A 24,308-nucleotide genomic window follows, 5' to 3' on the forward strand; every position below is an offset into this window, starting at 1 on the left:
GTCGCGAAAACCGGATGATCCGGCAAGCCGCAAGCCATTTCGGTCAGGTTTCCGGACGCCCGCAACCTTATATTTGTCTCACCCGATTCACACCGGCGCGCGGGGACGGCAACGACCGTTTCGGTAACCGTACGATCGACGCGACGCGTCAGTTCGCGCGCGCCCGGCTGCCCCCCGCCCGAGGGGCACCCGTCGATCCGCGCACGATCAGTTCAGGCGGCAGCGTGATGCGCAACGGCGCCTTGCCCGGTGTCGTGATCATGCCGAGCAGCAGGCGTGCGGCCTGACGGCCCATCTCGCGATGCTGGATTCGGAGTGTGGTCAGTGACGGATTCAGCATGTCGAGCAGCGGCATGTCGTTGTGCCCGATCAGCGAGATGTCCTTCGGGCACGCGATCCGCCGCTCGGCGAACACGTCATAGCAGCCGAGCGCAATCAAATCGTTCGCCGCGATGATGGCGGTCACGCTGCGATGCGTGTCGAGCAACTGTGCGCATGCGACGCGCCCGGCTTCGCGCGTGAACTCGGCCGCTTCCACGACGACGTTGGCCGCAAGATGGTGCTGCTGGGTGGCGATCTGGAAGCCCTGCAGTCGCGACAGGCCGGTCGCGAGCCGTTCCGGCCCGGACAGGTGCGCGATGCGCGTATGCCCGAGACCGACCAGATGCTCGACCGCGAGCCGCATCGAGAGGAAATCGTCATTGACGACTTCGGGTACGTGGCCGCCGTCCTCGCCGCGATTGACGAGCACGACCGGCACGCCGTCGAGGATGCAGCGCCGTACGAGCGGGTCGTGCCGCGCGGCGGTAGCGAGGATCAGCCCGTCCACCTGGCGCTCGAGCATCTGCTCGAGCATCCGTTCCTGGTTCCTGGGCTTGCCGACGATGTTCGCGATCAGCACGCCATAACCTTCGGCCGCGAGCTCCTCCTCGATCCCGCAGACCATCGGCGGGAACACCGGGTTCGAGATGTCGGGCAGGCACACGCCGATCACCTTCGATTGCCCGCCGCGCAGTGCGGAGGCGAGCCGGTTCTGTCGATAGCCGAGCGACTTGGCCACGGCGAGCACGCGGCGCACGACCTCATCGCCGATCAGGTGGCGTGTGGCCGGATTGAGCACGCGCGACACCGTCGACGCATTGACGGATGCCGCCGCGGCGACTTCGCGAATCGTGACGCGGCCGGTGCCGCGCGTTTCGGGGGATGGGCTCATGGAACCTGCTGGTGAATAGGGATCCGATTGTATCGATGCAATGGGTTGCGATCAATGTTGCAGGTGAAACCCTAATGTTTTCAGCACTAAACCTCATTGACAGGGTAATTGCCTTGGGTAGGATGTGCATACGTTTGCATAAAGTGAGTCACGTGCTCGATACAGCCGGTCGAAGCGGTTCCAGCGCCGAAGATGCCATCGGCGGTCGGGCACGCAGAAGCCCGGAAAAAGACGGGTCGATTAAAAGGTGCGACATGTAACGCCGATGCGTTACCTGGCCACCTTTTGTCTGAATTTATGCAAACGGTTGCACACTGTTGCCCAGGATGCCATGCCGGATGGCGGCGTGGCCAATGTGAACGACGTACAGGAGCCAGTGGATGGAGACGAACCCCAAACCCGAACGGCAGCCGGCACGCAGGCGGGCCGCGATGTGCATCGTCGCCGCGTCCGCGGCGGCGATCGGCATGTTCCATGGCGCGAGCGCGCTTGCGGCAAGCGAGACGATCGCCGCCTTCTACAAGAACCAGGTCGACCCGCATTTCGCGCTCGTTCGCGCGGGCGTCAATGCCGAGGCGAAGCAGCTCGGCGTGTCGGTCACGCATTACGCGCCGACGCGGCCGAACGATCTCGGCGAGCAACTGAGCGAGCTGGAAGACGTCGGCGTGAAGAAGCCGAACGCCGTGCTGTTCATGGGCGTGAATCCGCACGGCGTCGTGCCGGCGATCCAGAAGATCAACACGATCGGCATTCCGGTCGTCAACTACAACGATCGCGTGGCGGGTGGCAAGTTTTCGTCGGTCGTCGTCGCGGACGACTACAACCTCGGTCTCGACGTTGCGCGGTACCTGTTCAAGAGCCTCGGCGGCAACGGCAATGTCGTGATCCTCGAAGGCGTGAAAGGCTCGACGACGAGCGACGAGCGCGTGCGCGGGTTCAGGAAGGCCCTTCAGGAATTCCCGAACGTTCACCTGCTGGCGTCGCAGCCGGCGAACTATCAGCGGCTGCAGGCGCTGCAGGTGATGGAGAACCTGATCCAGTCGAATCCGAAGATCGACGGCGTGCTGGCGGCCGCCGACGTGATGGCGATGGGTGCGATCGAAGCCCTCGAGGCGGCGGGGCAGAAACAGGTGAAGGTCGTCGGCATCGGCGGTGTGCCTGAATCGGTCAAGGCGATCAAGGAAGGGCGCTTGCTTGCGACCGCCGAATTCAACGGCTTCAAGATGGGTTGCATCGCGACGATTGCCGCGGTCCGCACCCTGCGGAACGAACCCGTGCCCGATACGGTGCTGATCAAGGGCATCGTGATCGACAAGACGAACTACGCACCGTTCGAACTACCGGGCGACCAGCGTCGATGCCCGGCGTGGAGCGACGTGGCCAGCAAGTGACGCGCGCGGCCGGGCGGGCCGCCGTGCGGCACGGCAGCCCCGGCTGTCGCATGACGCACGGCTGCCCGCCGAACAGCACCGTGGAGATGAACATGGAAACCTCGACCGGGCGCGTTCCGCGTCTCGAATTACGCAAGATCTGCAAGCATTTTCCTGGCGTGGCTGCGCTGACCGACGTCGACCTCACGCTGTATCCAGGCGAAGTGCACATGTTGCTCGGCGAGAACGGCGCCGGGAAGTCGTCGCTGATGAAGGTGCTGTTCGGCGCTTACCGTGCCGATGGCGGCGAGATCCGATACGACGGCATGCCGGTCGCGATCGAATCGCCGGCCGACGCGAAGCGCCTGGGCATCGCGGTGATATTCCAGGAATTCTCGCTCGTGCCGCATCTGTCGATCGCGCAGAACATCTATCTCGGCCGCGAGCCGCGCAACCGCTTCGGCCTCGTCGATCACCGGCGCATGCATTCGGACGCCGCCGCCGTGCTGGCGCAGCTCGGGCTCGCGTACGACACGCGGGCCCATGCGGCGGACCTCGGCGTTGCGCAGCAGCAGATGGTCGAGATCGCGAAAGCGCTGTCGCACGACGCGCGCGTGCTCGTGATGGACGAGCCGACCGCGGCCATCTCGGACCGGGAAGCCGACGCGCTGTTCACGGTCGTGCATCGATTGCGCGATGCGGGCGTTGCGATCGTCTACATCTCGCATCGGATGAAGGAAGTATTTGATCTCGGCGATCGCGTGACCGTCCTGCGCGACGGCCGGCTCGTTACGTCGATGCCGGCCGGCGACGCGACTCCCGACCAGTTGATCGCGTTGATGGTCGGGCGCAAGGTCGGCGTGGTCTATGAGCGCCGTTATTTCGGCGCGTGCGGCGAGATCGCGCTCGACGTGCGTGACCTGACGACGTCGACCGGTGTGAACGGGGTCGACATGCAGGTGCGCTGCGGCGAGATCGTCGGATTGTCGGGCCTGGTCGGCGCCGGGCGGACCGAAGTCGCGCGCGCGGTGATCGGCGCCGACCCGATCCAGGGCGGCCGCATCGAGATTTTCGGCACGTCGGTATCGGGCGGCCCGCACGAGGTCGTCAAACGCCGCGTCGGCCTGATTCCGGAAAACCGCAAGCAGGAAGGTCTCGCGCTGCGCCGCTCGGTGCACGAGAACCTGCTCGTGTCGAGCCTGTGGAACCTGTTCCCGAAGGGCTGGTATCGCCCGGCCCGCGCAACGCGAGCGACGCGCGACCTGATCGACATGCTGCGGATCGCACCGGGCGATCCGGCGAAACGGGCGCGCAACCTGAGCGGCGGCAACCAGCAGAAGATCGTGATCGGCAAGTGGCTCAGTGCCGAGTGTCGCCTGTATATCTTCGACGAGCCGACGCGCGGCATCGATATCGGTGCGAAGACCGAAATCTTCAACCTGATCGAGCGGCTGGTCGAAGAAGGCGCGGCCGTCCTGCTGATCAGCTCGGAGCTGTCGGAGATCGTGCATGTTTGCGACCGCGCATACGTGATGCGTGGCGGCGCGATTTCGGGCGAACTGCAGCGCGAACAACTGAGCGAGCAAAACATCCTGGGTCTGGCAATGCACGGAGGTTGACGATGTCGGTTGAAACGAAACGTAATGGCGGGGATCCGGCCGCGCGGCGCAAACGGCCGCTGCCTTCGATCGTGTGGGCCAGTGTCGCATTGGTCGCAGCGGCGGCTTTCGGCGTACATGGCTTCGCGTCGCGCGTGAATCTGGTCGATATCGGCCTCCAGGTCTCGATCCTCGTGATGATCGCGATGCCGATGACCCTGGTGATCCTGAGCGAGGGGCTCGACCTGTCGGTCGGCGCGCTGCTGAGCCTCTGCGGCGTCGTATTCGCGCAGTTGCTCGGCACCGGCACCGGCGTCGGTGCCGCGCTCGGCGCGGCCGCGGCGGTCGGTATCGCGATCGGTTTCCTGAACGGTACGCTCGTCGCCCGACTGGGTCTGCCGCCGTTCGTCGTGACCCTCGGCACGCTCGGCGTCGCACACGGCGTTGCGCTCGTGATGACCGACGGCAACGCGGTGGTCGTGGCGAATCCTGTGGTCGGCACGCTTTACGGGTCGTCGGTACTCGGTGTTCCGTTTCCGATCGCCTGCGCGCTCGCGGCCTACGCCGTCACGCATCTGCTGCTCTACCACACCCGGTTCGGCGCCTATGTGTTCGCGATCGGCGGCAACCGGGACGCACTGACGTTGGCGGGTGTCCGCGCCCGTGTCTATCACGTCGCGATCTACGTGATGAGCGGCCTGTTCGCGGGCCTTGCCGCGCTCCTGCTCGTCGGACGCATGAACGCGGCAGAGCCGAATGCCGCGATCGGCATGGAATTCGACGCAATCGCCGCGGTTGTTCTCGGCGGTACGTCGTTCGAGCGCGGGGAAGGGTGGTTGCCCGGCACGGCGATCGGCGTGTTGACGATCGGCGTGCTTCGCAATGCACTCAACCTGGTTGGAATCGAATCGTCGCTGCAGGTCGTGACGATCGGCTTGCTGGTTCTCGCGGTCGTCGTCATCGATAGTGTCCGTAAATCCCGCATCGCAGGAGCGCAAGCATGAGTACCCGGAATCAATCTCCGTTTGCGGCGATGCGCGTCATGGGCCTCGAACGTCGCGGTCGCTTGTCCGAAGACGCGACCGCACTGATCTATCGCGCAGTGTTTGTCGGTGTACTGGCAATCGCGCTTGCGTTCGCGTCGGACAGTTTCGCCACGTCCGGAAACCTGCTGAACGTGCTGCGGCAGGCCAGTCTGATGTTCCTGCTTGCGTCCGGCCTCACGATCGTGATTCTTTCCGGCGGGTTCGACCTGTCCATCGCCGCGAACCTCACCCTTTCCGCCTGTCTGGCAGCGGGCGCGATGAAGGCCGGCGTGTCCCCGTGGTTCGCCGTCGCGATTGCGATGTCATGCGGCGCGTCGATCGGGCTTCTGAACGGATTGGCGGTCACGCTCTTGCGGCTGCCGCCGTTCCTCGCGACCTACGGGATGCTCTGGGTCGTGCAGGGGCTCGCATTTCATTACATGGGCGGCAACGAGATCTTCGGCTTCCCGGCCGGCTTTCGTGCCCTCGGTACCGGCTTCTGGTGGGGCGTGCCGATTCCCGTCTACATGATGTTGCTCGTGCTCGTCGTCGGCTCGGTCGTCACCGCGCGCCTGAACATCGGTCGCGAGATCTATGCGATCGGGGCGAATCCGGAAGTGGCGCGGCTGTCCGGGATTCCGGTGCGGCGCCGCCGGATTGTGGTCTACACGATCAGCGGCCTGATGGCAGGGATCGCCGCGGTCGTCTATCTCGCACGCGTGAATGCGGCCGATTCGGCGATGGGCGATCCGATCCTGCTGCCCGCGATCGCGGCGATCCTGATCGGCGGAGCGTCGTTATTCGGAGGAACCGGCACCTTGCTCGGCACGCTGCTTGGCTGTTTGACACTGGCGCTCGTCATCGACGGGATGAACCTGCTGAATCTCAATGCGAACCTGCAGCCGCTGGTCGTCGGCGTCGTGCTCCTGATAGCGGTGCTCGCCGACGCGCTCGGTCGCCGGCATGCCGAGCGGGTCGGCTGACGGCCCGCAAGCAAGACTCTCCCGACGAAAACAAAGAGACGATTTGACAAGCGACGGGACTCTTCGGCGACGGTCGCCGACCGAAGTGTCCTTAACATGAACTCCAGGTGATCGGCATGACGCGATCCGGTTCGGGCGACAAATCAAATCGGCTCTCGTGACCTTTCGCTTTCGAAGTAGCCATTGGAATGATTAGCTATACAGATTAAATAAGACATTCCATGCGCGGGCATCCGGTATCGAACGACTGAAATGGAGGGGTAGACAGTGGTGGAGATGAAGAAAACAGCGATCGCGGCACTGATCGGCGTCGCATTGAGCGGATCGGTTTTCGCACAGAGCAGCATCACGCTCTCCGGGAAGATCGACAACGGCCTGACTTACGTGACGAACGAAGGCGGGCATCACAACTTCAAGATGGACAGCGGCGTGCTGTTCCCGAACGTCTGGATCATGTCGGGTGCGGAAGACCTGGGCGGCGGGAATCGGGCGATCTTCAAGCTGTCGTCGCTGTTCAACCTGAACAACGGGCAGTTGAATCAGCCCGGCACGATGTTCGGGCAACAGGCGTATGTCGGCGTACAGACACCCTACGGCGTGGTCACGCTGGGCAAGCAGTTCGACTTCACTGCCGAATTCCTCGCGCCGCTCAACGTCAGTTCGGCCGGCAGCGGCTATGCGATTCACCTCGGCGACTTCGACCGCACGAACAACGACCGGCTGACGAACTCGATCAAGTACATGAGCCCGACGTGGGGCGGATTCCAGTTCGGTGCGATGTACGGGTTCAGCAATACCCCCGGCAGCTTCCACGACGGCAGCGGCTGGAGCGCCGGTTTGCAGTACACGAACGGGCCGATGACGCTCGCGGCGATGTACACGTTCGTCGCAACACCGACGATCGACCCCTACGCGCAGATCGGGGTGCATTCGTTCTTCGGCCTTCCTGTTGCGACCGGGTCGGGAGACAGCGTCACCGACACTGCGCCGTCGTTCCAGATCCGCTCGCTCGGCACGCTCGGTGTCGGCGGGTCGTACGCGATCGGCGACGTCACGCTGTACGCGGACTATACCAACACGGTGCTGAAGTTCCAGGACGCGAAGTCGGTCATGAACGTCTACGAAGGCGGCGCGACGTGGCAGGTGACGCCCGCGTTCCAGCTCGTCGGCGGCTATCAGCACACCAGCTTCGAAGCGCACGCGTGGAACCAGGTAACGGCCGCGGCGCTGTATTCGCTGTCGAAGCGCACGACGGTCTACCTGTCGTCCGATTACCTGAAGGCGTCCGGGGGCGTGGATGCGGTGATCGGCGCGAGCTTTGCGCCGGCGCCGACCGGCCATCAGGCGGACATCCGGATCGGCCTCGCACACACGTTCTGACCGTATCGCGCGGCGGTCCGCCGACAGGGTGTCGGCGGACCGCGAAAGCTACGCATCCCGGTTCGTACCGGGTCTATCGATAAGTACCAGGAGGAGTCAACGATGAAAAAAACCTATGTCGCATTCGCAATGATGAGCCTGACGGCCGCCGCTGCCGTTGCGTGGGGAGCCGATGCCGCCGGTGGCGGCCCGAAGTTGATTACGACCATTCCGGTCTCGAGCGAAAAGCCGTTCGGTTTCGATATCAGCGCCGCATCGGACGGCAACTATTACCTCGCTGACGGTGCGAACGGGACACTCGACGTATTCGACGCGACCACGATGAAGCTCCGCGACCGGATCAAGGCCGACTTCGCGGGTATCGGTCCGTCGCGCGAAAAGTCGGGTCCGTCGGGCGTGCTGCCGATTTCCGGCACGTCGCTGGTGTATGTGGGCGACGTGAACGCCGTCAAGGTGATCGACGTTGCATCGAAGCAGCTCGTCAAGCGCATCGAGGTCAGCTCGTCGGGCATTCGTGTGGACGAAGGCTGCCTCGCCCCCAAGCATCATGTCGCGATGTTCGCGAGCGGGGCCGAGCAACCCCCATTCGTGACCTTCTTCAATACCGACACGCATTCGGTGATCGCGAAGATGCCGCTGGCGGATTCGACCGGCCTCGAGGCGTGCGAGTTCGACACGAAGAACGACAACTTCGTGCTGAACAACGATGGGACGAAGGCCAACCCCAAGGGCGAGGTTGACCTGATCCCGGTGAAGTCGGTGCTCGAAGGCAAGCCGGTCGTTCAGGCCGCGCTGAAGCTGAAGGGCTGCGAAGGCCCGAGCGGTCTCGCGCTCGGGCCGGGAAACGATGCGCTGATCGGCTGCGATCCCGACGAAGGCGGCAAGCAGACGACGCTGATCATCGACCGGACGAACGGTACGCCGCTCGCTCAATTGCCGTTCGGCGGCGCCGACGAGGTGGCCTACGACCCGGTTTCGAATCGCTACTTCCTCGCCGGCGGCCACCACTCGGCGGACAACGTATCGCGGGTAGGCGCGAAGGATGCGAAGTTCGACTCCGCCCTCGGGATCATCGATGCCAGCACCCGCAGCCTCGTCGCGATCGTTCCGACCGGCAAGTCCTCGCATTCGGTCGCGGTCGACGGTGCGTCGCATCACGTTTTCGTTCCGTACGGTGCCGGCTCGCCCGCGCAGTTCCCGGGAACCGGCGTCGCGGTGTTCGCGACGGAATAAGGTCTCCAGTGTGGTGATTTTCCGCGGGAGATGGGCTCCCGCGGATTTTTTTGAGCACCGCGCTCGACCGCTGCGTGAAACCGAATATCGGACTCGACGGTAAATCGCGAGGCGGGATGGTTAGGTCATGCGGCCTGGCCGGACGTACGCTGGGACTCGAGCGTACAGGGCGAAGCGGAGTCAGGAGATGGAAGTGAAATTCAGGTTACGGGTTCGGTGGTTGGTGAAGGTGCTAGGCGTTTGGGCTGGATTCGCCGGCGCGATGCACGCTTCGTTCGCCGAAGACACACACGGCAACGTTGCGATGCCGACCTATGTTCTGAGCTACGCACAGACGCAGACGTTGCTCTCGCTCGCAATCGCGGAAGCGAATGCACGACACCTGGCGATGGGCTTCGCTGTCGTCGATCCTGGCGGTCATTTGCTCGCCGCGGTGCGGATGGACGGCGCATCGTTTTCGAGTATCGACTTCGCGCGCGGCAAAGCGTTCGCGTCCGTCGCGCTCGGCGGCCAATCCGGCGTCACGCTCGAACATCGCTATCGCGACGATCCGTCCGAGTACAGCAACATGTCCGGCGCCGGCTATTACGCACCGTTCCTGCCCGGCCGCGGCACGTTCCCCGTGTTCATGAACGGCCATCTGCTCGGCGCGCTCGGCGCTGCCGGCGCGCCGTCCGAGATCGACGATCAGGTGGTCCTGAAGGCGATCGCCGGGCTCGGCGCTCAATCCGCGCGTTGAACGCGCATTGTCCTTAAAACCAGGTCTGGAAGACGTATGAGACACAACATGGAAATGGAACACTCGGGAGCCGACCCGGCAAGCGGCACGGAGACGAGCAGCGCGTTGACGATGGATGGGACCACGCAATGCCGCCGCACCATGCTGAAGCTCGGCTTCGGTGCGATCGCGGCCGGTTTCGTCGGCGTCGCACGCGCGCAAACGGCGGCCCCGAAGGCGCGCGCAGCCACGATGCGCGTGGTGCCGGGCGGCAAGACGGTGAAGCTCGTGCCGTCGTGGAAAACGGTGCAGGTCGGTCAAATGACACCGGATGCCGAGGCCGCGGCTTCGATCCGGTCCGGCGATACGGTCTGGTACGACGGCACGTGGACCAACTGGGGCAATGAAGCGAAGTACGGGATGGGATTCAAGGAGCGCGAGCCTATCCGCAAGAAATATCCGAACGGCGCATTCTCGTTGATCGGGCCCGTGGAGATCGAAGGCGCCGAACCTGGCGACGTGGTCGAATGCCGCATGTTGAAGATGCGACCGATCGATTGGGGCTGGAATTCCGCGCCCCCGGGCGTCGGCGCACTGCCAGGCGATTTCGGTCCGTACCTTCGTTACCTGAAGTTCGACGACGCGCGCAGCTATGCGTCGTACGTACCGGGCGTGCAGATTCCGCTGAAGCCGTTTCAGGCGTATCTCGGCACCCAGCCGCCCGGCGACCGGGTGACAAGTGCGAACTTCGCCGGTAGCTACGGCGGCAATCTCGACTGCGCCGTGCTCGGCGTCGGGACGTCGGTATTCCTGCCCGTGCAGGTCGCCGGCGCACGCGTGTGGACGGGCGGCTCCATGGGCGCATCGGGCGAGGGCAATGTCGATCAGACGTCGATCGAATCCGCGTTCGAGGAAATGCGGATCCAGTTCCTGCTCCACAAGCGATCGTCGCTCAACGGCCCGATGGCCGAGACCCCGGAGCACTGGATCGGCTTCGGTTTCGCCGATAGCCTCGACGGCGCGCTCGTCGCGTGCATTCGTCAAACGATCGGCTGGATGGCCTCGGCCACCGGGATTGCGCCAGTCGATTGCTACGGCATCCTGAGCGTTGCCGGAAGCTTCCGGATCACGCAGTACGCGCACCAGACCGGCACCGTCTACAAGACGGAACCGCCGAAAGGCGTGCACTGCATGGTGCCGAAGAATATTTTCTCCGCCGAGATGCTGCGGCGCCTGTCGGATTCCGTGCGCGCGTAGGCGCACGTCATTTACGGCTTTGGAACGAGCGGCCGCACGGGCAGGTCCGCGCTTCACGGCGAACCGGGCCGCGCGTGCTGCAGGAGGTTGCGTAGTGAAACTGAATGATCAAAAGACCGCAGGCGACGCCGGCATGTCGGCGGTCGGCGGAATGAGCCGGGCAGTCGCGCTGCTCGTTTGCTTTCTCGTCGTCGTGCTCGACGGCTTCAACACGACGTCGATCTCGTTCGTCGTTCCGACGCTGGCTCGGGAATGGCATCTCGCGCCCGCTGCATTCACACCGGTTTTCGTCGCGACGAATGTCGGCGCGGCGATCGGCTTCATCGTCACGGGTTCGCTCGCCAATCGCTTCGGACATCGCGCTGTCGGGCTGGCCAGCGTCGCGCTGTTCGGGGGCTGCACGCTGCTGACGATGTCCGCGAGCAGCGTGGCGCTGCTGTCGGTGATGCGGGTGATGGCGGCGATCGGACTGGGTGCGGCACTGCCGATCGCGATCACGGCCTCGGCGTCGATCATCGGCACGAAGCACAAGGTCGCCGCGTCGGTGCTGGTGACGACCGGGATGTCGGTCGGTGCCGTGACCGGCGGGCTGATCGGCGGCCCGCTGATGCACCGCTTCGGCTGGCAGTCGGTGTTCCTGATCGGCGGCGTATTGCCGTTCGTGGTCGCATCGGCGTTTTTCCGGATCCTGCCCGCGTCCGCATCCACGGCAACGGATATGCAGCATCCGGAGCAGCCTGTGGCGAGTCCGGTGCGCGCGCTGTTCGCTGACGGACGTGCGGGCTATACCGGCGTGCTGTGGCTGTTCTCGTTCCTGATCTTCATGGACGTCTACGCACTGTTGTTCTGGCTTCCGACCATGCTTCTGTCGTTCGGCTTTTCGCTCGATCGGGCACCGGCCGGGATGGCCGCGTTCAGTGTCGGCGGATTGAGCGGCAACCTGCTGATGACGGCTGCGGTGACGGCGATGACGGTTTCGGGGAGGCTGCGCGTGAAGTCGGCGCTGGCGGTGGGGATCGTCTGCGTGATCGCCGGCATTGCGGCGCTGAGTCAGGCCGCGTTGTCGCCGTCGGCGGTGCTGCTGTCGATCGGCGTGATCGGCGCGGGACTTGTGAACGGGATCATGGGCCAGACGGCGCTTGCGGTCGCGTTTTATCCGCCGGGCATCCGCGCCACCGGCGTCGGCTGGGGCCATGCAATCGGGCGGATCGGTTCGTTCGTCGGCCCTGCGATCGGCGGGGCGCTGCTCGCGACAGGCTGGGATCCGCGCGACATCGTACTCGTCGCCGTGGTGCCGGCGATCGCCGCGATCGCTGCGCTCGGCGTGCTGGCGATCGTCGGCCGCCGTGCGGCCAGTCGCGAACTGGCCGCGGGCGGCGCGCCGGCCGCGCACTGAATCATTTTCGACACGTCTTCCTGGAACCTTGCGGAATCACGCTCAATCATGAAAATCATTGCTTACTCGGACGCGGGCCATCAAGCGCTCGGCGTCGTCACCAGCGACACGCATTTCGTTCCCGTCGCGGAAATCGCACCGGAATTGCCCACGAATCTGAACGCGATTCTCGAGATGGACGATGGGCTCGAACGTTTGCGCGCAGCGGCCGCCGGCAAGACCGGCAATCGGCTGCTCGCGTCCGTGACGCTGAAGCCGTTCCTCGGCCGGCCGAACGCAATGTGGGCGCTCGCGCTGAACTTCAAGAGCCACATCGCCGAGACCGGCCTGCAAACGAATCCCGACTATCCGCATCTGTTCCTGCGCACCGCCGCGTCGTACGTCGGTGCGGGCGAGTCGATCGTCGCGCCGCCGGAAGCGGTCGCACGCGCATTCGACTACGAGGGCGAACTCGGCGTGATCATCGGCAAGCCGGGGCGCTACATCCCAGTCGAGCGCGCGCTCGAATACGTCGCCGGCTACACGTGTTTGAACGAGGGTTCGGTACGCGAATACCAGGTGCACAACCGGCAATTCGGCCTCGGGAAATGTTTCGAAGCGTCGGGGTCGTACGGCCCGTGGCTGATGACTTCGGACGAGTTCGGCGACCCGGCGAAGCACACGGTGCTCACGCGCATCAATGGCATCGTCCGGCAGCGCGCGCCCCTCGACGACATGCTGATCGACGTCGCGCGCACGGTCAGCTACCTGAGCCGCGGATACCGGCTGCGACCCGGCGACCTGATCGCGATGGGGACGCCGGGCGCGCTGAAGCCGGGGCCGGACGACGTGGACGGGAATGACCTGTCGCGACAGTACGGGCCGTTTCCGACACCGGGTCTCGTGCACATGCGCCCGGGCGACTGGGTCGAAATCGAGATCGACGGCCTGGGCGTGCTGGGAAATCCGGTGATTGCCGATCCGTCCGACCTGCTGGCCTGACCTGCGCCGCATGTGCGCAGCCGCGCGCATGCGGCAGACCGACCGCGCCGGTCAGTCGAGTCACTCGAGATCGAGCTTGACCGAATGCCGGCGAAAATCGCTCGGCGGCACGCCCATGTGCTGCGCAAAGAAGCGAGTGAAGTGGCTATGCTCTTCGAAGCCGAGCTCGTCCGCGATGTCGGCGAGCGGCCGGTCACTTTCCGCGAGCAGCCGGATGGCGTGCGACATTCGAACCCAGTCGATGAAGTGCTGCGGCGAGATGCCCATGCAGCGCCGGAATTGCTCGAAAAAACGCGATCTCGACAGCCCGACCTCGGCGGCGACCTGCGTGACCGTCATGTTCGCGGACGGCGCGCGCTTGATGAAGTCGAGCGCCTTCCTGATTCTGAAGTCGACCGGACGCGTCGACGGTGCGATGCGTGTCGTCAGCTCCGGATCGGCAAAATCGCGCCCGAGTGCCGTGACGAGATCCTCGAGGATCGGCAGGCAGCCGGCATCCTGTGCAACGAGATGATTCGTGATGGCGGCTGCCAGACGATCGACGTGATGCTGCACGTCCGGCGTCACGACAACCATCCTGCGCGGGAAAATGTCGGACGGGCCACCGTCCGCCAGGCCGAGCCGTTTGCGCAGCCAGGGCGTTTCGATCACGAGCGACAGGATCAGCGACGGTGTGTCCTCGTTTGCGCACTTTGCGTGTTCGACCCATGGATTCAGGCAGATGGCGGAGTCGGCGCTGAGCGTGCATGCCTCGGCACCCATCCGGAAAGCGCAGTCGCTCCCGCCAAGCTTGAACAGGAACTGGTACTGCGAGTGCGCATGCGCGACTAGCGGCCGGCTGATGAAGTTCACCGTGGCACGGCCGAACTCACCTTGCAGTATCCATACCGGCTTTTCCGATTCCATTGCTGCTAGCACCATTTCAACCTTCTCCGGTATCGCCGCGGCTGGAGCGCCGTCGCGATAAAGAGGCGTCGCTTGAACGTCCGCATAAGCCGTCTACTTAATCAAATGCCCGGCGGCCCGTCAATCCGGGGAAGATCGCAGATGTTGCTTGCGCAACGCTCGACACGCATCGCCGTTAAAAAACGGACGATCGGGTAAGTGGCCGCTTCAATCGACCATCGCCGAAGCAACGCGCACGATAGAGTGTGACGCGTGCGGGCCGCATGGCGCAGCCCCGATTGGTCTGAGCTGACGAGAGGCTGAGGATGAAGGCATGGTTTGAACGCGAGGGTATCCGTTTCGCCTATGAGGAATCGGGCCCGCAAGACGCACCGGTTGTCGTTTTCAGTCATGGCTTTCTGATGGATGGCGACATGTTTCGCCCCAACGTCGCGGCACTGAACGACACGTTTCGTTGCGTCGTCTGGGATCAGCGCGGCTTCGGCTCGACGGGGCCGATCGACCGGGCGTTCAGCTACTGGGATTCGGCACGCGACCTGATCGCGCTGCTCGATCACCTTGAAATTGCGTCGGCTTCGCTGGTCGGGATGTCGCAGGGCGGGTTCGTGTCGATGCGCGCGGCGCTGCTCGAGCCCGCCAGATTCCGCGCGCTGGCGCTGATCGCCACGCGAAGCGATCTCGACGACTCATCGGTGACCGCCTCGTTCGAGGAACTCAAGACGGAATGGGCGCGTAATGGCGCGGCCAACGTCGCCGCGCACCTCGCCGGGTTCTTGCTCGGTGCCGACTATCCCCCGTCGGCGTGGATCGAGAAGTGGCTGGAAATGCCGCGTGAAAACTTCGAATACCCGGTCGATGCGCTGACGGCGCGCGACGATATTACGCCGCGGCTCGGCGAGATCACTCATGCGTCGATCGTATTTCATGGCGATGCCGATGCAGCCATCCCGCTCCGTTGCGGCGAGGCACTTGCCGAAAGGCTGCCGAACTCCAAAGGACTGGTCGGTGTGGCCGGTGCCGGACACACGCCGAACCTGACCCACGCTCACGATGTCAATCCGAAGCTGAGGGATTTCCTGTTGCGCTACGGACGCTGATCGCGTCGATTCTTTCGCTCTGACGAGGCGGCTCTGCTCGCGCATTCGTCGGATGTCCGGCTTGAATAGAGGAATCCGAACGAGATCAGGCGTTCGTCGATCCGTCGAAGTCGATTTTATTCGCGGGGTCGTGCTGCCTGGCGACGTGCGCGCAGGTGTCTTCGCATCTCGCATCGCCGAGACAGCCGGCGCAGACGACGAAATGCGGACGATCCGGTAAGCGGGCGCATCTTTCGGTCAACGCCCCATGCGATGCGAGCCGTATAGTCCAGTCAACGAGAACCTGGACACGTGATCCGATGTGCGCCATTCGGCAGTGGCGGGTGCAGCGGGTCTCGCTGATGTCCGGCGGCACGGCCGTCGGCGGCTCGCATCCCCCAAGGAAGGAACATGCTCTTCATCGTTTATTGCCTCGATCACCCGGGTATGGCGGAGCGTCGCCAGACCCACTTTGCAGCGCATAAGGCGCGGTTGCTGGCTTCACCGTTGAAGGCGCGGATTGCCGGGCCGCTCATCGATCCGGACGGCTCGGTGGGCGGGAGCCTGTTTCTCTACGAAGCGGACGATATCGACGCGGTGCGGCGACTCGTGCACGACGACCCGTTCAACACGGAAGGCATCTGGAAGACGGTCGATATCCGGTTTTTCCTGAACCGGGCCGACGAGCACTGATGTGTTGTTCCGCGCGGCCCATCGAGTCCGGGGGGCGGCTCCGTGAGCGGGCACATGCAGACGCAGGCCGCCTCTTGCACCGTGTCGCCGGTCCGGTCCGTTTCAGTTGTCCCGCTGCGGGACATGGAACATGATAAAAACAAAAAACCCGCGAGGCCATGCGCTGTCGCGGGTTTTTGAAAATGCTCGAAACGCGGAGAAACCGCATCTGGTGCCGACGGCGAGACTCGAACTCGCACAGCTTTCGCCACTACCCCCTCAAGATAGCGTGTCTACCAATTTCACCACGTCGGCACTGCACTGCAAGGGGCGCAATTCTAGCGTCACATTGCGCGTTTGTGAAGGGGGTATGACACGATTGCGGTGTGTGAGAGCGCGATCCCGGTAGAATTCGTGCGATCGGTCCGACGATCATCGCTACTGCCATCCGCTTTCTCCCAGTGACCACCACCCTCGAACAACTGCAGGCCGGACAACTGACGGGCGCCCGGCAACTCAAGCTCGCGTGTGGGCTGACCGAGTTTCCGCGCGAGATCTTCGATCTCGCCGACACGCTCGAAGTGCTCGACCTGTCCGGCAACGCGCTCGCTGCGCTGCCGGACGACCTGCCGCGGCTGCACCGCCTGCGCATCCTGTTCGCGTCCGGCAACCGCTTCACCGTGTTCCCCGACGTGCTCGGCGCGTGTCCGCAGCTGGACATGATCGGCTTCAAGGCGAACCGGATCCGCACGGTGCCGCGTCGATCGCTGCCGCGTGCGCTGCGCTGGCTGATTCTCACTGACAACGAAATCGACGCATTGCCCGCCGAGATCGGCGACTGCTCGCGATTGCAGAAGCTGATGCTCGCGGGCAACCGGCTGCGGGCGCTGCCTGCCGAAATGGCCGCGTGCCGTGCGCTCGAGCTGGTGCGCCTGTCGGCGAACCGGCTGGACGAACTGCCCGACTGGTTGCTGCGCCTGCCGCGCCTCGCGTGGCTCGCGTACTCTGGCAATCCGTTCAGCGCCGCGCCGGAAGCCGCGGCGTCGGCCGGGCCGGAGGTCGCGGACGTCGACTGGGCATCGCTCTCGTGCGAACAGAAGCTGGGCGAAGGCGCGTCGGGCGTCATTTACCGTGCGCAATGGCGCGCGGACGGTCATGCGCCACGCGCGGTCGCGGTCAAGCTGTTCAAGGGCGCGGTGACGAGCGACGGGCTGCCCGACTGTGAAATGGCCGCGTGCCTGCACGCCGGCCGCCACCCGAACGTGATTCCGGTGATCGGCAAGGTGCGCGGTCATCCGGACGGAACGCACGGCCTCGTGATGGAACTGGTCGATCCTGCGCTCACGAACCTCGCCGGGCCGCCGAGCTTCGTAACCTGCACGCGCGACGTGTATGCGGCCGACGCGCGATTCGAGCCGGCGGAGGCCGTGCGGATCGCGCACGGCATCGCATCGGCGGCACGCCATCTGCACGCGCGCGGCATCATGCATGGCGACCTGTATGCGCACAACATCCTGCACGACGGCGAGGGCGGCGCGCTGCTGGGCGACTTCGGCGCGGCATCGTTCTACGACACGAGCGACGGACGGCATGGCGCCCGGCTCGAACGGCTGGAAGTCCGCGCGTTCGGCCACCTGCTCGGCGAATTGCTCGCGCATTGCGCGCCGCACACGTGGGCCGGGGAGCATGAGCTGGAAGCGCTCGCGGCGGCTTGCGTGAGCGAGAACATCGACACCTGGCCGTCGTTTGACGGGATCGTCGACGCGCTGGCCGCGTGGAAGGTCTGACGGGCCAGGCCAGGCTCCCTGCCGGGCCGTCCGTTGCCCGGCGTGCGTACGCTTGTTAAACCTGCCGCGCAGTCAGCAGCTTGATCCCGAGCCCGACGAACAGCAGCCCGCTGGCGCGCTTGAGCGCGCGCACCGCGCGACTCATGCCGAAACCGCGATGGAACCGGCGCACGCCGGCCGAATAGACACTGTGAACGACCACGACGGTGCAGGCGATCGTCGCGTACATCACGACGAACTGCAGCGCGAGCGGGCGGTCGTGCACGATGAACTGCGGCATGAACGCCGACAGGAAAATCATCGTCTTCGGATTGCTGCCCGACACGAACAGCGCTTCGCGGAACAGCTTCCCGCGGTCGGGCACGGCGATTTCCGCTGCACCGGTCGAAGCGGCGGCCTTGCTGTCGCCGCGCAGTTGCCGGACACCCAGAACCATCAGGTACGCGGCGCCGACGACCTTCATCGCGACGAACAGCGGCGGCATCGCGGCGAGCACCGCGCCGACGCCGAGCGCGACGAGCAGCACGACCACGCCCTGCGCGACGAGATTGCCCGCGATCGTCGCGGCGGTGCCGTGCGTGCCGTAGCGCACCGTGTTGCGGATGACGAGCAGCACGTTGGGCCCCGGCGACAGCGTGGTCGCGAGATAGGCTGCGGCAAACAGCATCCAGGTCTGAATGGACATACGTCGCTCCGAAAGGCGGTTCCGGCGGTCGGGGTGATTCGATGATGCCACGCCAAAATGGCGCAAGCATCCGCCGGAACCGGCGCGGCGCGTCAGCGTGCGTCGCGCATGCAGTACGCGGGGATCGACGGCGGCGTATCGATCGCGGCAGGCCGCGTCATCCACGCGATCCACGCGGCCCACAACCCGCAGGCGATCAGCACGGCGACATTCAGCGGTGTCCGGTAGCGGACGATCAGGTCGGCCAGCGGCAGGCGGTTCTTCATGTGCGTCTCCATCGGTAGTTGCGCATGCAACTTTACTGGCCGGTGTACGTCGGCGCCTTCGCGTCGCAGGTCACGGACACCGTCGAGCCGTCCGCGAAATGCAGCCGGAACGGCACCTTCGCGCCGGGCGCGACGGGCTGGCGCGGCTGCTCCAGCATCACGTGATAGCTCTTCGGCCTGAACGTCACGGTGCCGTGCGCCGGCACCTCGACCGCGTCGACGTGAACCATCTTCGCGGTGCTGCCGTTCGTCTGCGTTTCATGCACCATCGCCATCCCGTACGCGGGGGCGTCGATGCCTGTCAGCCTGGCGGGCGCATCGCCGTCGTTCTTCAGCGTGAAGTATCCGGACGACGGCACCGTTGCGGGCATCGCGCGGATCCAGCAGTTGTCGGCCTGCACGGCCGGTGCGGCGAACGTGGCGGGGGCTTGCAGCGCCAGCAGCGCGAACAGCAGGCTGGTCGGAATCGAGCGTTTCATCGTTTGTTCTCCTTATGGGGTGTGCTGCATGGGGCATCGATGGCAATGCGATCGGTGCGGCATGCCGATACGCATTGCGTGCATCACTTCAGCGTGAACGTGTAGCGGCCTTTCGTGCGGTGGCCGTCGCTGGCTACCGCGATCCACGCGACCGTGTACGTGCCGGCCGTCAGGGTGGCCAGCGCGACGTGTATCCGCTTGCGGTTGCCGGCGTCGACGGCCGATTTCCCGTCGGCGACCGACTGCCCGTGGCTGTCGGTGACGGCGATCGAGCTGAAGGCCGGCTCGAGCGCTTCGCTGAAATCGATCGTGACTGCGTGAGGTGCGCTCGAGAGCGTGGCGTTGGCGGCCGGTACCTGCGTCTTCGGAAGCGCGTGGGCCTGGGCGGCCTGGATGACGACGAAGCCGAGTGCGGCGAGTGCGCCGCGAACGAAAAGGATGGTTTTCATGGCGGGTTGTGCGAGTGGCGAATCGGTTGGAGACACACGGATTCGACGGACGGATGCGCGAGCGGCATCGCAACGGCACCGATGCCGGCTGCGGTCGGCGCGAACGTGTGCGGCCGGACGTTCGCATGCGAGCGAAGATCGGCGCGACAGTACGAACCGGAAGCGGCCAGCCGCACGCACGGCACGACGCCGCGCGCGACACGGTGAAACATGATCGTCCTTCGAAACGTGACACGTCACGCACGCCGGTGGCGTGCGCGGACCGCGCAATGCGCTACGGCATCACGCGTGACGACGACGGTTCAGGACGCGAACGGAGGGGCGCGCGGTTGCGCGGCCGTGAGCGGCAGCGCGCGGCGCAGGCTGTCGAAGCGGGTCGCTTCGCGGTGCTGGATGACGCGCACGTTGGCCGCGAACGTCAGTTCGGGCGCGGGCAGTGCGGGTGTGTGGGCAAGCAGGCTGCAATAGCCGCATGCCTGGAGGTGGGCCTGCAGGCTCTTCGGCGACGAATCGGCGGAGCGGTCGCCGGTGGCCGGCGCGGCCGTACAGTAACCGGCCAGCAGTGCATCGACGCGGCCTTGCGTCGTCAGTGCCTGCGAGATCGTCGGCGCGAGCGCCGTCATCAGGATGGCGAGCATCCCGATCAGACTGCCGATCTTCCGGAGACGACGACTCAGCATGCGATGCGCGGCGGCGAATGGGCGACGATGGTGCGGATTATGCCACGCACGTCGATCCGCATGTCGGCAGGGGTGTGCGGCATCGCGGCACGTTATGCGTGCTTCGCCAGATATTTCGTGATCAGCATCATCTGCGCGGCCCAGCCCTGATCGTTCATCTCGCGCGCTTTCGCGCGACGCGCTTCGATCAACTGGTCGAAGCCCGTTTCCGTGACCGTCAGCAGCGTGCCGCCGGCCTGTGCGGCGAGCGTGAACGTGACGAGCGTCATCGGCTCGGACGTGTAATCGAAGTTCGGATCGATCGCGAACGGATGCCAGCGGAACGAGAACAGTTGCTTCGGCTCGATGTCGGCCCAAGTTGGCGCTTTAGCGCTTACTTGGGGCCCATGCTTCGCGGCGATCGACGACGATTTCGAACACAGTGCCCGCATAGGGTTCCTGTGCCTTGGCGACGTCGTCGTCGACGCGCGTCGGCGTGATGCGGCCGAACAGCGGCTGGTCGGCCGCGAACGGCCCGTCGAACGTGACGCCGAACCAGTGGCCGAATTCCCCGGAATTGCTGACGGCTTCCCAGGCGCGGTCGGGCGATGCCGCGAGCAGGGTCTGCTTTTCGATGCGATCGGTTTGCTGGGTCATGACGTTCTCCACGCAGGATCAACCGTTGCAGGACGGCGCGCGCGACCGCACGCCGCGTCTAGTCGAGCATGACCGCGTCGGGCACGTCGAGCACGAGGTCCGACGTCGCGACGGCCACGCACGGCAGCGTATAGCCGTCGGCCTTTTCCTCGCGGCTCAGCCCCGGCCATTCGATCGTGTAGCGTACGCTGCCGCTGACGATCCGGCAAAGGCAGCTTCGGCACGTGCCGTTGCGGCACGAGCGCGGCAGCGCCACGCGTGCAAACGCGGCGGCCTCGAGCACCGTCAGCGAGTCGGGCGCATCGAAGGTCGCGCCGAGCGGCTCGATGCGCACGAGAGGAGGGTGTTCCGGATCGGTCATGGCTTGGGGCGGTGGGGCGGCGGCAACGCGCCCAGCATACCCGAACCCGCTTGCGGCCGACGCCCGCCGGCCGCGCGTGTCAATGCCGGCGCAGGTACCGGTACACGGTATTGCGCGCGAGGCCAAGCTCGCGCGCGGCCGCCGACACGTTGCCGCCGTGCCGCGCGAGCACCGCGTCGATCACCGCGGCCTGGTGGCTTTGCAGCGTCGTTCCTTCGCGCGGGTCGGCCGGTGCTGCCGTGGCCGTTGCCGCAGGTGCCGCCAGCGCATCGTCGCAGTCGAGCCAGAAATCGTCGGGCAAATGCGCGAGCGTGATTTCGGTTTCGTCTTCGGCGAGCATGCCGGCCGTGCGCAGCACGTTGGTCATCTGCCGCAGGTTGCCGGGCCAGCGGTGGCGCGTGAACGCGTCGAGCACGTCGGCCGCGATGCGGCGCGGCATCGGCTCGCTATGGGCGAGCCGCGCGAGAATCCGCTCGACGAGCGCGGGCAGGTCAGTGCGCGCGGCGAGCGCCGGCAGCGTGACCGCGAGCCCGTTGATCCGGTAGAACAGGTCTTCGCGGAACGTGCCTTCCGCGATCATCGCGCGCAGGTCGCGATGGGTCGCGCAGACCACGCGCACGTCGACCGTCACCGCGCGCGCGCCGCCGAGCGGCATTACCGCGCGTTCCTGCAGCACGCGCATCAGCCTGACCTGCTGCGCGAGCGGCATGTCGCCGATCTCGTCGAGAAACAGCGTGCCGCCGTCGGCCTGCACGATCTTGCCGGGGCTGCCGCGCTTGCGCGCGCCGGTGAACGCGCCGTCCTCATAGCCGAACAGTTCGGCCTCGATCAGCGAATCGGGCAGCGCCGCGCAGTTGACCGCGACGAACGGGCCGTCCGCGCGCGGCGACGCCTGGTGCAGCGCGCGGGCGAGCCATTCCTTGCCGGTGCCGGTCTGGCCGAGGATCAGCAGCGGCAGGTCGCGCCCGCGGATCTTCGCGACGCGTTCGAGCACGGCGGCCATGCGCGCGTCGCCGGTGTCGAGCGTCGCGAACGTGATCGCGTCGGGGTCCGCCGCGCGCACGCGTGCGGCCGGTGCGGGCGGCGTGACGGCGACGGTCGCCCGCTGCGCTTCCGCGAATTCGCAGCGCGCGAGCACGCGTACGCCGGTGGACAGCGTGAGGCGGAACATTGCGCCGGGCGCGCGCGCCGCCTGCTGCGCGAGCTCGCCGAAGCGCATGCCGAACAGCGCGTCGCTGCCCTGATGCTGCAATGCATCGAACGGCGCGCCGAGCTGGAATTGTGCACTGCGGTTCGCGGCGATCAGCCCGCCGTCGGGGCCGAATGCGACGAGCCCGGCGAACAGCGAGTCGACGCATTCCTCGTGCGCGTGAAAGCGCAGCCGCAACGCTTCCGCACACTGGTTCGCGAACAGATGGTTTTCGATCAGTTGCGCGGACATCCGCACGAGCGCGAGCGTATGCGGGCTGGAGCCGCGCGGGTCGCCGCTGACGTCGAGCGTGCCGAGCGTGCGGCCGAACGGATCGAAGATTGGCGCGCACGAGCAGGTGAGGATGTGGTTGGCGCGCAGGAAATGTTCGGCGCCGTGCACGGCGACGGCCTGGCCCGATGCGAGCGCGGTGCCGATCGCGTTGGTGCCGCGCGCGCCTTCGGCCCACGAGACGCCCGTACACAGCGCGACGCGGTTGGCTTTCTCGATGAAGTCCGCGTCGCCGATGCTGTGCAGGATCACGCCGTCGGCGTCGGTCAGCAGCACGAGGCTTTGCGTATCGGCGATTTGCGCGTGGAGGTTCTCCATCACCGGGCGGGCGTGCGAGAACAGTGCGTGATTCGTGTCGAGCAGTTCGCGCAGCGCGATGCGCGACAGCGGCGAGAAATCGGGGCGCTCGTGCGCGCGCAGGCCGACCGCGGTCGAACGCGCATGTGCCTGCGCGAGCAGGTCGGTGCGACCCGCGGTGGCGGGCAGCACGAAGGGGGGCGGCATGACTTGTCTCCTGTCGGTCCCGGTTAGCGCTTTAGCGCTTACTGGGACCCCATGCTTCGCGGTCGGTCGCAGTTGGCGCTGTAGCGCTTGCCTGAGTCCCATGCTTCGCGGTCGGCCTCGGTCAGCGCTTCAGCGCTCACTCGGGCCCCATGCTCCTCGATCGGTCGATCCTGTGCGTTGTTACATGCCGAAGCGCTATCGCCGAAACCACCCGCGGACTCCACGTTCCGCTTGCGGCGCACCATCGGGCACGAAGGCCGACCATCCGGGTACGCATCATCATACAAGCGCGGCGTGCGATATGCGACCGCGAACAAAATCCCCTTGCTTTTAAATGGCCGCATGCAATGATGGAAATGGAGCACGCACGCGCCGTGTTCCGCATCGCAACATGCATGCGACGCGACATGCATCCGTTCGGGAGACGCATCATGGTTCGGACGGAACTGAGAGTCGTGCTGGCAGCCATCGCCACCTTCATCATGCTGGGCGGCATTGCCGTGGCGATCCACGGTTTGCTGTTCGATCTGACCGATGCGGTGCTATACGGGGCGGCCGCGATTGCGGCGGGCGTCACGACAGCCGCGGTCGCGCTCAACGTCTGGCCCACCGATCCGCACTGACACCCGTTTCCGAAACGGTGCCGGATGCCCGCGTTGATCTGACGAAATGCGCGTCGGAACGACGCACACCGGAAAATTTGTCTCCTGCGCGAAACCGTCTAAAGTGGAAAGCAACCGGCATGCATTGTCCGCGCCATACCTCCGCGGACGGTGCCTCCGCTGGCGAGCCCGCGTACATTTCGTCCGGCCGGTAGCGGACGACGGACGCGGTCATTCGTGTTCTACCGGTCGAGGCGGCTCCCCCATGCAGATCCATTTCACGAACGAGAAGCCCGAATATTCGGGGCGCGACCTGATGCTTGGGTTCACCGCGCTGGTCAATGGCGAGCGGGTCCAATGTCAGATCACCGCCGAGGCGCTGGAAGACCACTTCGGCGCGGCATCGCCGCGCTTCGAGGACATGGTCGGCGCATTCGACCAGCACCGCGATCGCATCGAAGCGGCCGCGCGCCGCCTGCTGTCGGAAACGCGCGCGCAATGCGTGACGCTACGCAGCGGTTACGTTCGTTTCTACGAGGCGAACTGGCGCTGAACCGGACGACCGGGCAGC

At 65.5% G+C, this 24,308-nt stretch carries 24 protein-coding genes, 1 tRNA gene and 1 pseudogene; 15 read left to right on the forward strand and 11 right to left on the reverse strand.

Annotation, left to right across the window (positions count from 1 at the left end):
* Nucleotides 1-148: 148 nt before the first annotated feature.
* Nucleotides 149-1,213 (reverse strand): LacI family DNA-binding transcriptional regulator, encoded by a 1,065-nt coding sequence (locus tag R9B84_RS23305; RefSeq protein ID WP_423762442.1) that lies wholly within the window; start codon nt 1,211-1,213, stop codon nt 149-151.
* Nucleotides 1,214-1,593: 380 nt separating this feature from the next.
* On the opposite strand from R9B84_RS23305, the gene R9B84_RS23310 reads away from it, so the two are divergent.
* The 10 genes from R9B84_RS23310 (at nt 1,594) to R9B84_RS23355 (ending at nt 13,154) form a co-directional block, all read left to right on the forward strand.
* The gene (locus R9B84_RS23310; RefSeq protein WP_423762443.1) at nt 1,594-2,604 is read left to right on the forward strand and encodes a sugar ABC transporter substrate-binding protein; all 1,011 of its coding nucleotides are present in this window, start codon (nt 1,594-1,596) and stop codon (nt 2,602-2,604) included.
* Nucleotides 2,605-2,696: 92 nt separating this feature from the next.
* Nucleotides 2,697-4,202 (forward strand): sugar ABC transporter ATP-binding protein, encoded by a 1,506-nt coding sequence (locus tag R9B84_RS23315; protein WP_423762444.1) that lies wholly within the window; start codon nt 2,697-2,699, stop codon nt 4,200-4,202.
* Nucleotides 4,203-4,204: 2 nt separating this feature from the next.
* Nucleotides 4,205-5,185: an ABC transporter permease gene (locus R9B84_RS23320; protein ID WP_423762445.1), complete on the forward strand. Its 981-nt coding sequence runs from the start codon at nt 4,205-4,207 to the stop codon at nt 5,183-5,185.
* A complete protein-coding gene (locus R9B84_RS23325) occupies nt 5,182-6,189 on the forward strand; it encodes an ABC transporter permease (RefSeq protein ID WP_423762446.1) in 1,008 nt (335 codons plus the stop codon). The genes R9B84_RS23320 and R9B84_RS23325 overlap by 4 nt, the downstream gene beginning before the upstream one ends.
* A 276-nt stretch (nt 6,190-6,465) precedes the next feature.
* On the forward strand, nt 6,466-7,569 hold the full coding sequence (locus tag R9B84_RS23330; protein WP_423762447.1) for a porin: 1,104 nt from the start codon (nt 6,466-6,468) through the stop codon (nt 7,567-7,569).
* 102 nt (nt 7,570-7,671) lie between these two features.
* Nucleotides 7,672-8,802 carry a YncE family protein gene (locus R9B84_RS23335; protein ID WP_423762448.1) on the forward strand — a complete coding sequence of 377 codons (1,131 nt, stop codon included), beginning with the start codon at nt 7,672-7,674 and terminating at the stop codon, nt 8,800-8,802.
* 304 nt (nt 8,803-9,106) lie between these two features.
* Entirely contained in the window at nt 9,107-9,541 is a 435-nt protein-coding gene (locus R9B84_RS23340; RefSeq protein ID WP_423762449.1) for a GlcG/HbpS family heme-binding protein, read from the forward strand.
* A gap of 48 nt (nt 9,542-9,589) precedes the next feature.
* Nucleotides 9,590-10,777: an acetamidase/formamidase family protein gene (locus R9B84_RS23345; protein WP_423762450.1), complete on the forward strand. Its 1,188-nt coding sequence runs from the start codon at nt 9,590-9,592 to the stop codon at nt 10,775-10,777.
* Between the two features lie 94 nt (nt 10,778-10,871).
* Nucleotides 10,872-12,173 (forward strand): MFS transporter, encoded by a 1,302-nt coding sequence (locus tag R9B84_RS23350; RefSeq protein WP_423762451.1) that lies wholly within the window; start codon nt 10,872-10,874, stop codon nt 12,171-12,173.
* A gap of 48 nt (nt 12,174-12,221) precedes the next feature.
* Nucleotides 12,222-13,154, forward strand: coding sequence for a fumarylacetoacetate hydrolase family protein (locus tag R9B84_RS23355; protein ID WP_423762452.1), 933 nt, complete (start codon nt 12,222-12,224; stop codon nt 13,152-13,154).
* A 60-nt stretch (nt 13,155-13,214) separates the two neighbouring features.
* Here the strand turns inward: R9B84_RS23355 and R9B84_RS23360 are convergent, their stop codons facing one another.
* Nucleotides 13,215-14,075 carry a helix-turn-helix domain-containing protein gene (locus tag R9B84_RS23360; RefSeq protein ID WP_423762453.1) on the reverse strand — a complete coding sequence of 287 codons (861 nt, stop codon included), beginning with the start codon at nt 14,073-14,075 and terminating at the stop codon, nt 13,215-13,217.
* Nucleotides 14,076-14,365: 290 nt separating this feature from the next.
* On the opposite strand from R9B84_RS23360, the gene R9B84_RS23365 reads away from it, so the two are divergent.
* Together R9B84_RS23365 and R9B84_RS23370 are read left to right on the forward strand one after the other, a co-directional pair.
* Entirely contained in the window at nt 14,366-15,157 is a 792-nt protein-coding gene (locus R9B84_RS23365; RefSeq protein ID WP_423762454.1) for an alpha/beta fold hydrolase, read from the forward strand.
* A gap of 390 nt (nt 15,158-15,547) precedes the next feature.
* Nucleotides 15,548-15,829, forward strand: a complete 282-nt coding sequence (locus tag R9B84_RS23370; protein WP_423762455.1) for a YciI family protein — start codon at nt 15,548-15,550, stop codon at nt 15,827-15,829.
* A 209-nt stretch (nt 15,830-16,038) separates the two neighbouring features.
* Here R9B84_RS23370 and R9B84_RS23375 read toward each other — a convergent pair.
* Nucleotides 16,039-16,123 (reverse strand) — tRNA-Leu (locus R9B84_RS23375).
* Nucleotides 16,124-16,269: 146 nt separating this feature from the next.
* On the opposite strand from R9B84_RS23375, the gene R9B84_RS23380 reads away from it, so the two are divergent.
* The gene (locus R9B84_RS23380) at nt 16,270-17,595 is read left to right on the forward strand and encodes a leucine-rich repeat-containing protein kinase family protein (RefSeq protein WP_423762456.1); all 1,326 of its coding nucleotides are present in this window, start codon (nt 16,270-16,272) and stop codon (nt 17,593-17,595) included.
* A gap of 55 nt (nt 17,596-17,650) precedes the next feature.
* Here the strand turns inward: R9B84_RS23380 and R9B84_RS23385 are convergent, their stop codons facing one another.
* From R9B84_RS23385 to R9B84_RS23420, 8 genes and pseudogenes are all read right to left on the reverse strand, one after another.
* On the reverse strand, nt 17,651-18,280 hold the full coding sequence (locus R9B84_RS23385) for a LysE family translocator (protein WP_423762457.1): 630 nt from the start codon (nt 18,278-18,280) through the stop codon (nt 17,651-17,653).
* Between the two features lie 92 nt (nt 18,281-18,372).
* Entirely contained in the window at nt 18,373-18,546 is a 174-nt protein-coding gene (locus tag R9B84_RS23390) for a hypothetical protein (protein ID WP_165948044.1), read from the reverse strand.
* Between the two features lie 32 nt (nt 18,547-18,578).
* Nucleotides 18,579-19,025, reverse strand: coding sequence for a copper chaperone PCu(A)C (locus tag R9B84_RS23395; RefSeq protein ID WP_423762458.1), 447 nt, complete (start codon nt 19,023-19,025; stop codon nt 18,579-18,581).
* Nucleotides 19,026-19,108: 83 nt separating this feature from the next.
* Complete coding sequence (gene copC / locus R9B84_RS23400) at nt 19,109-19,474, reverse strand: copper homeostasis periplasmic binding protein CopC (protein WP_423762459.1); 366 nt, start codon at nt 19,472-19,474, stop codon at nt 19,109-19,111.
* Nucleotides 19,475-19,776: 302 nt separating this feature from the next.
* The gene (locus R9B84_RS23405; RefSeq protein WP_047902599.1) at nt 19,777-20,154 is read right to left on the reverse strand and encodes a DUF2946 domain-containing protein; all 378 of its coding nucleotides are present in this window, start codon (nt 20,152-20,154) and stop codon (nt 19,777-19,779) included.
* Between the two features lie 92 nt (nt 20,155-20,246).
* A pseudogene (locus R9B84_RS23410) lies at nt 20,247-20,790 on the reverse strand (SRPBCC family protein).
* A gap of 58 nt (nt 20,791-20,848) precedes the next feature.
* A complete protein-coding gene (locus R9B84_RS23415) occupies nt 20,849-21,151 on the reverse strand; it encodes a 2Fe-2S iron-sulfur cluster-binding protein (protein WP_423762460.1) in 303 nt (100 codons plus the stop codon).
* Nucleotides 21,152-21,230: 79 nt separating this feature from the next.
* On the reverse strand, nt 21,231-23,135 hold the full coding sequence (locus R9B84_RS23420) for a sigma-54-dependent Fis family transcriptional regulator (RefSeq protein WP_423762461.1): 1,905 nt from the start codon (nt 23,133-23,135) through the stop codon (nt 21,231-21,233).
* A 347-nt stretch (nt 23,136-23,482) separates the two neighbouring features.
* On the opposite strand from R9B84_RS23420, the gene R9B84_RS23425 reads away from it, so the two are divergent.
* Both R9B84_RS23425 and R9B84_RS23430 read left to right on the forward strand, forming a co-directional pair.
* Nucleotides 23,483-23,758: a DUF2964 family protein gene (locus R9B84_RS23425; protein ID WP_423762462.1), complete on the forward strand. Its 276-nt coding sequence runs from the start codon at nt 23,483-23,485 to the stop codon at nt 23,756-23,758.
* A 244-nt stretch (nt 23,759-24,002) separates the two neighbouring features.
* Nucleotides 24,003-24,290, forward strand: coding sequence for a DUF1488 domain-containing protein (locus tag R9B84_RS23430; RefSeq protein ID WP_034180648.1), 288 nt, complete (start codon nt 24,003-24,005; stop codon nt 24,288-24,290).
* Nucleotides 24,291-24,308 lie beyond the last annotated feature (18 nt).

The sequence above is a fragment of the Burkholderia sp. NLJ2 genome, from assembly GCF_049487195.1.
Taxonomy (GTDB): Bacteria; Pseudomonadota; Gammaproteobacteria; order Burkholderiales; family Burkholderiaceae; genus Burkholderia; species Burkholderia pyrrocinia.

Coding starts and splice junctions, on each gene's coding strand:
- R9B84_RS23340 (WP_423762449.1), top strand. CDS start 9,107: ATGCCGACCTATGTTCTGAGCTACGCACAGACGCAGACGTTGCTCTCG.
- R9B84_RS23305 (WP_423762442.1), bottom strand. CDS start 1,213: ATGAGCCCATCCCCCGAAACGCGCGGCACCGGCCGCGTCACGATTCGC.
- R9B84_RS23345 (WP_423762450.1), top strand. CDS start 9,590: ATGGAAATGGAACACTCGGGAGCCGACCCGGCAAGCGGCACGGAGACG.
- copC (WP_423762459.1), bottom strand. CDS start 19,474: ATGAAAACCATCCTTTTCGTTCGCGGCGCACTCGCCGCACTCGGCTTC.
- R9B84_RS23310 (WP_423762443.1), top strand. CDS start 1,594: ATGGAGACGAACCCCAAACCCGAACGGCAGCCGGCACGCAGGCGGGCC.
- R9B84_RS23415 (WP_423762460.1), bottom strand. CDS start 21,151: ATGACCGATCCGGAACACCCTCCTCTCGTGCGCATCGAGCCGCTCGGC.
- R9B84_RS23355 (WP_423762452.1), top strand. CDS start 12,222: ATGAAAATCATTGCTTACTCGGACGCGGGCCATCAAGCGCTCGGCGTC.
- R9B84_RS23360 (WP_423762453.1), bottom strand. CDS start 14,075: ATGGTGCTAGCAGCAATGGAATCGGAAAAGCCGGTATGGATACTGCAA.
- R9B84_RS23365 (WP_423762454.1), top strand. CDS start 14,366: ATGAAGGCATGGTTTGAACGCGAGGGTATCCGTTTCGCCTATGAGGAA.
- R9B84_RS23385 (WP_423762457.1), bottom strand. CDS start 18,280: ATGTCCATTCAGACCTGGATGCTGTTTGCCGCAGCCTATCTCGCGACC.
- R9B84_RS23425 (WP_423762462.1), top strand. CDS start 23,483: ATGATGGAAATGGAGCACGCACGCGCCGTGTTCCGCATCGCAACATGC.
- R9B84_RS23420 (WP_423762461.1), bottom strand. CDS start 23,135: ATGCCGCCCCCCTTCGTGCTGCCCGCCACCGCGGGTCGCACCGACCTG.
- R9B84_RS23395 (WP_423762458.1), bottom strand. CDS start 19,025: ATGAAACGCTCGATTCCGACCAGCCTGCTGTTCGCGCTGCTGGCGCTG.
- R9B84_RS23390 (WP_165948044.1), bottom strand. CDS start 18,546: ATGAAGAACCGCCTGCCGCTGGCCGACCTGATCGTCCGCTACCGGACA.
- R9B84_RS23370 (WP_423762455.1), top strand. CDS start 15,548: ATGCTCTTCATCGTTTATTGCCTCGATCACCCGGGTATGGCGGAGCGT.
- R9B84_RS23335 (WP_423762448.1), top strand. CDS start 7,672: ATGAAAAAAACCTATGTCGCATTCGCAATGATGAGCCTGACGGCCGCC.
- R9B84_RS23430 (WP_034180648.1), top strand. CDS start 24,003: ATGCAGATCCATTTCACGAACGAGAAGCCCGAATATTCGGGGCGCGAC.
- R9B84_RS23315 (WP_423762444.1), top strand. CDS start 2,697: ATGGAAACCTCGACCGGGCGCGTTCCGCGTCTCGAATTACGCAAGATC.
- R9B84_RS23325 (WP_423762446.1), top strand. CDS start 5,182: ATGAGTACCCGGAATCAATCTCCGTTTGCGGCGATGCGCGTCATGGGC.
- R9B84_RS23320 (WP_423762445.1), top strand. CDS start 4,205: ATGTCGGTTGAAACGAAACGTAATGGCGGGGATCCGGCCGCGCGGCGC.
- R9B84_RS23330 (WP_423762447.1), top strand. CDS start 6,466: ATGAAGAAAACAGCGATCGCGGCACTGATCGGCGTCGCATTGAGCGGA.
- R9B84_RS23405 (WP_047902599.1), bottom strand. CDS start 20,154: ATGCTGAGTCGTCGTCTCCGGAAGATCGGCAGTCTGATCGGGATGCTC.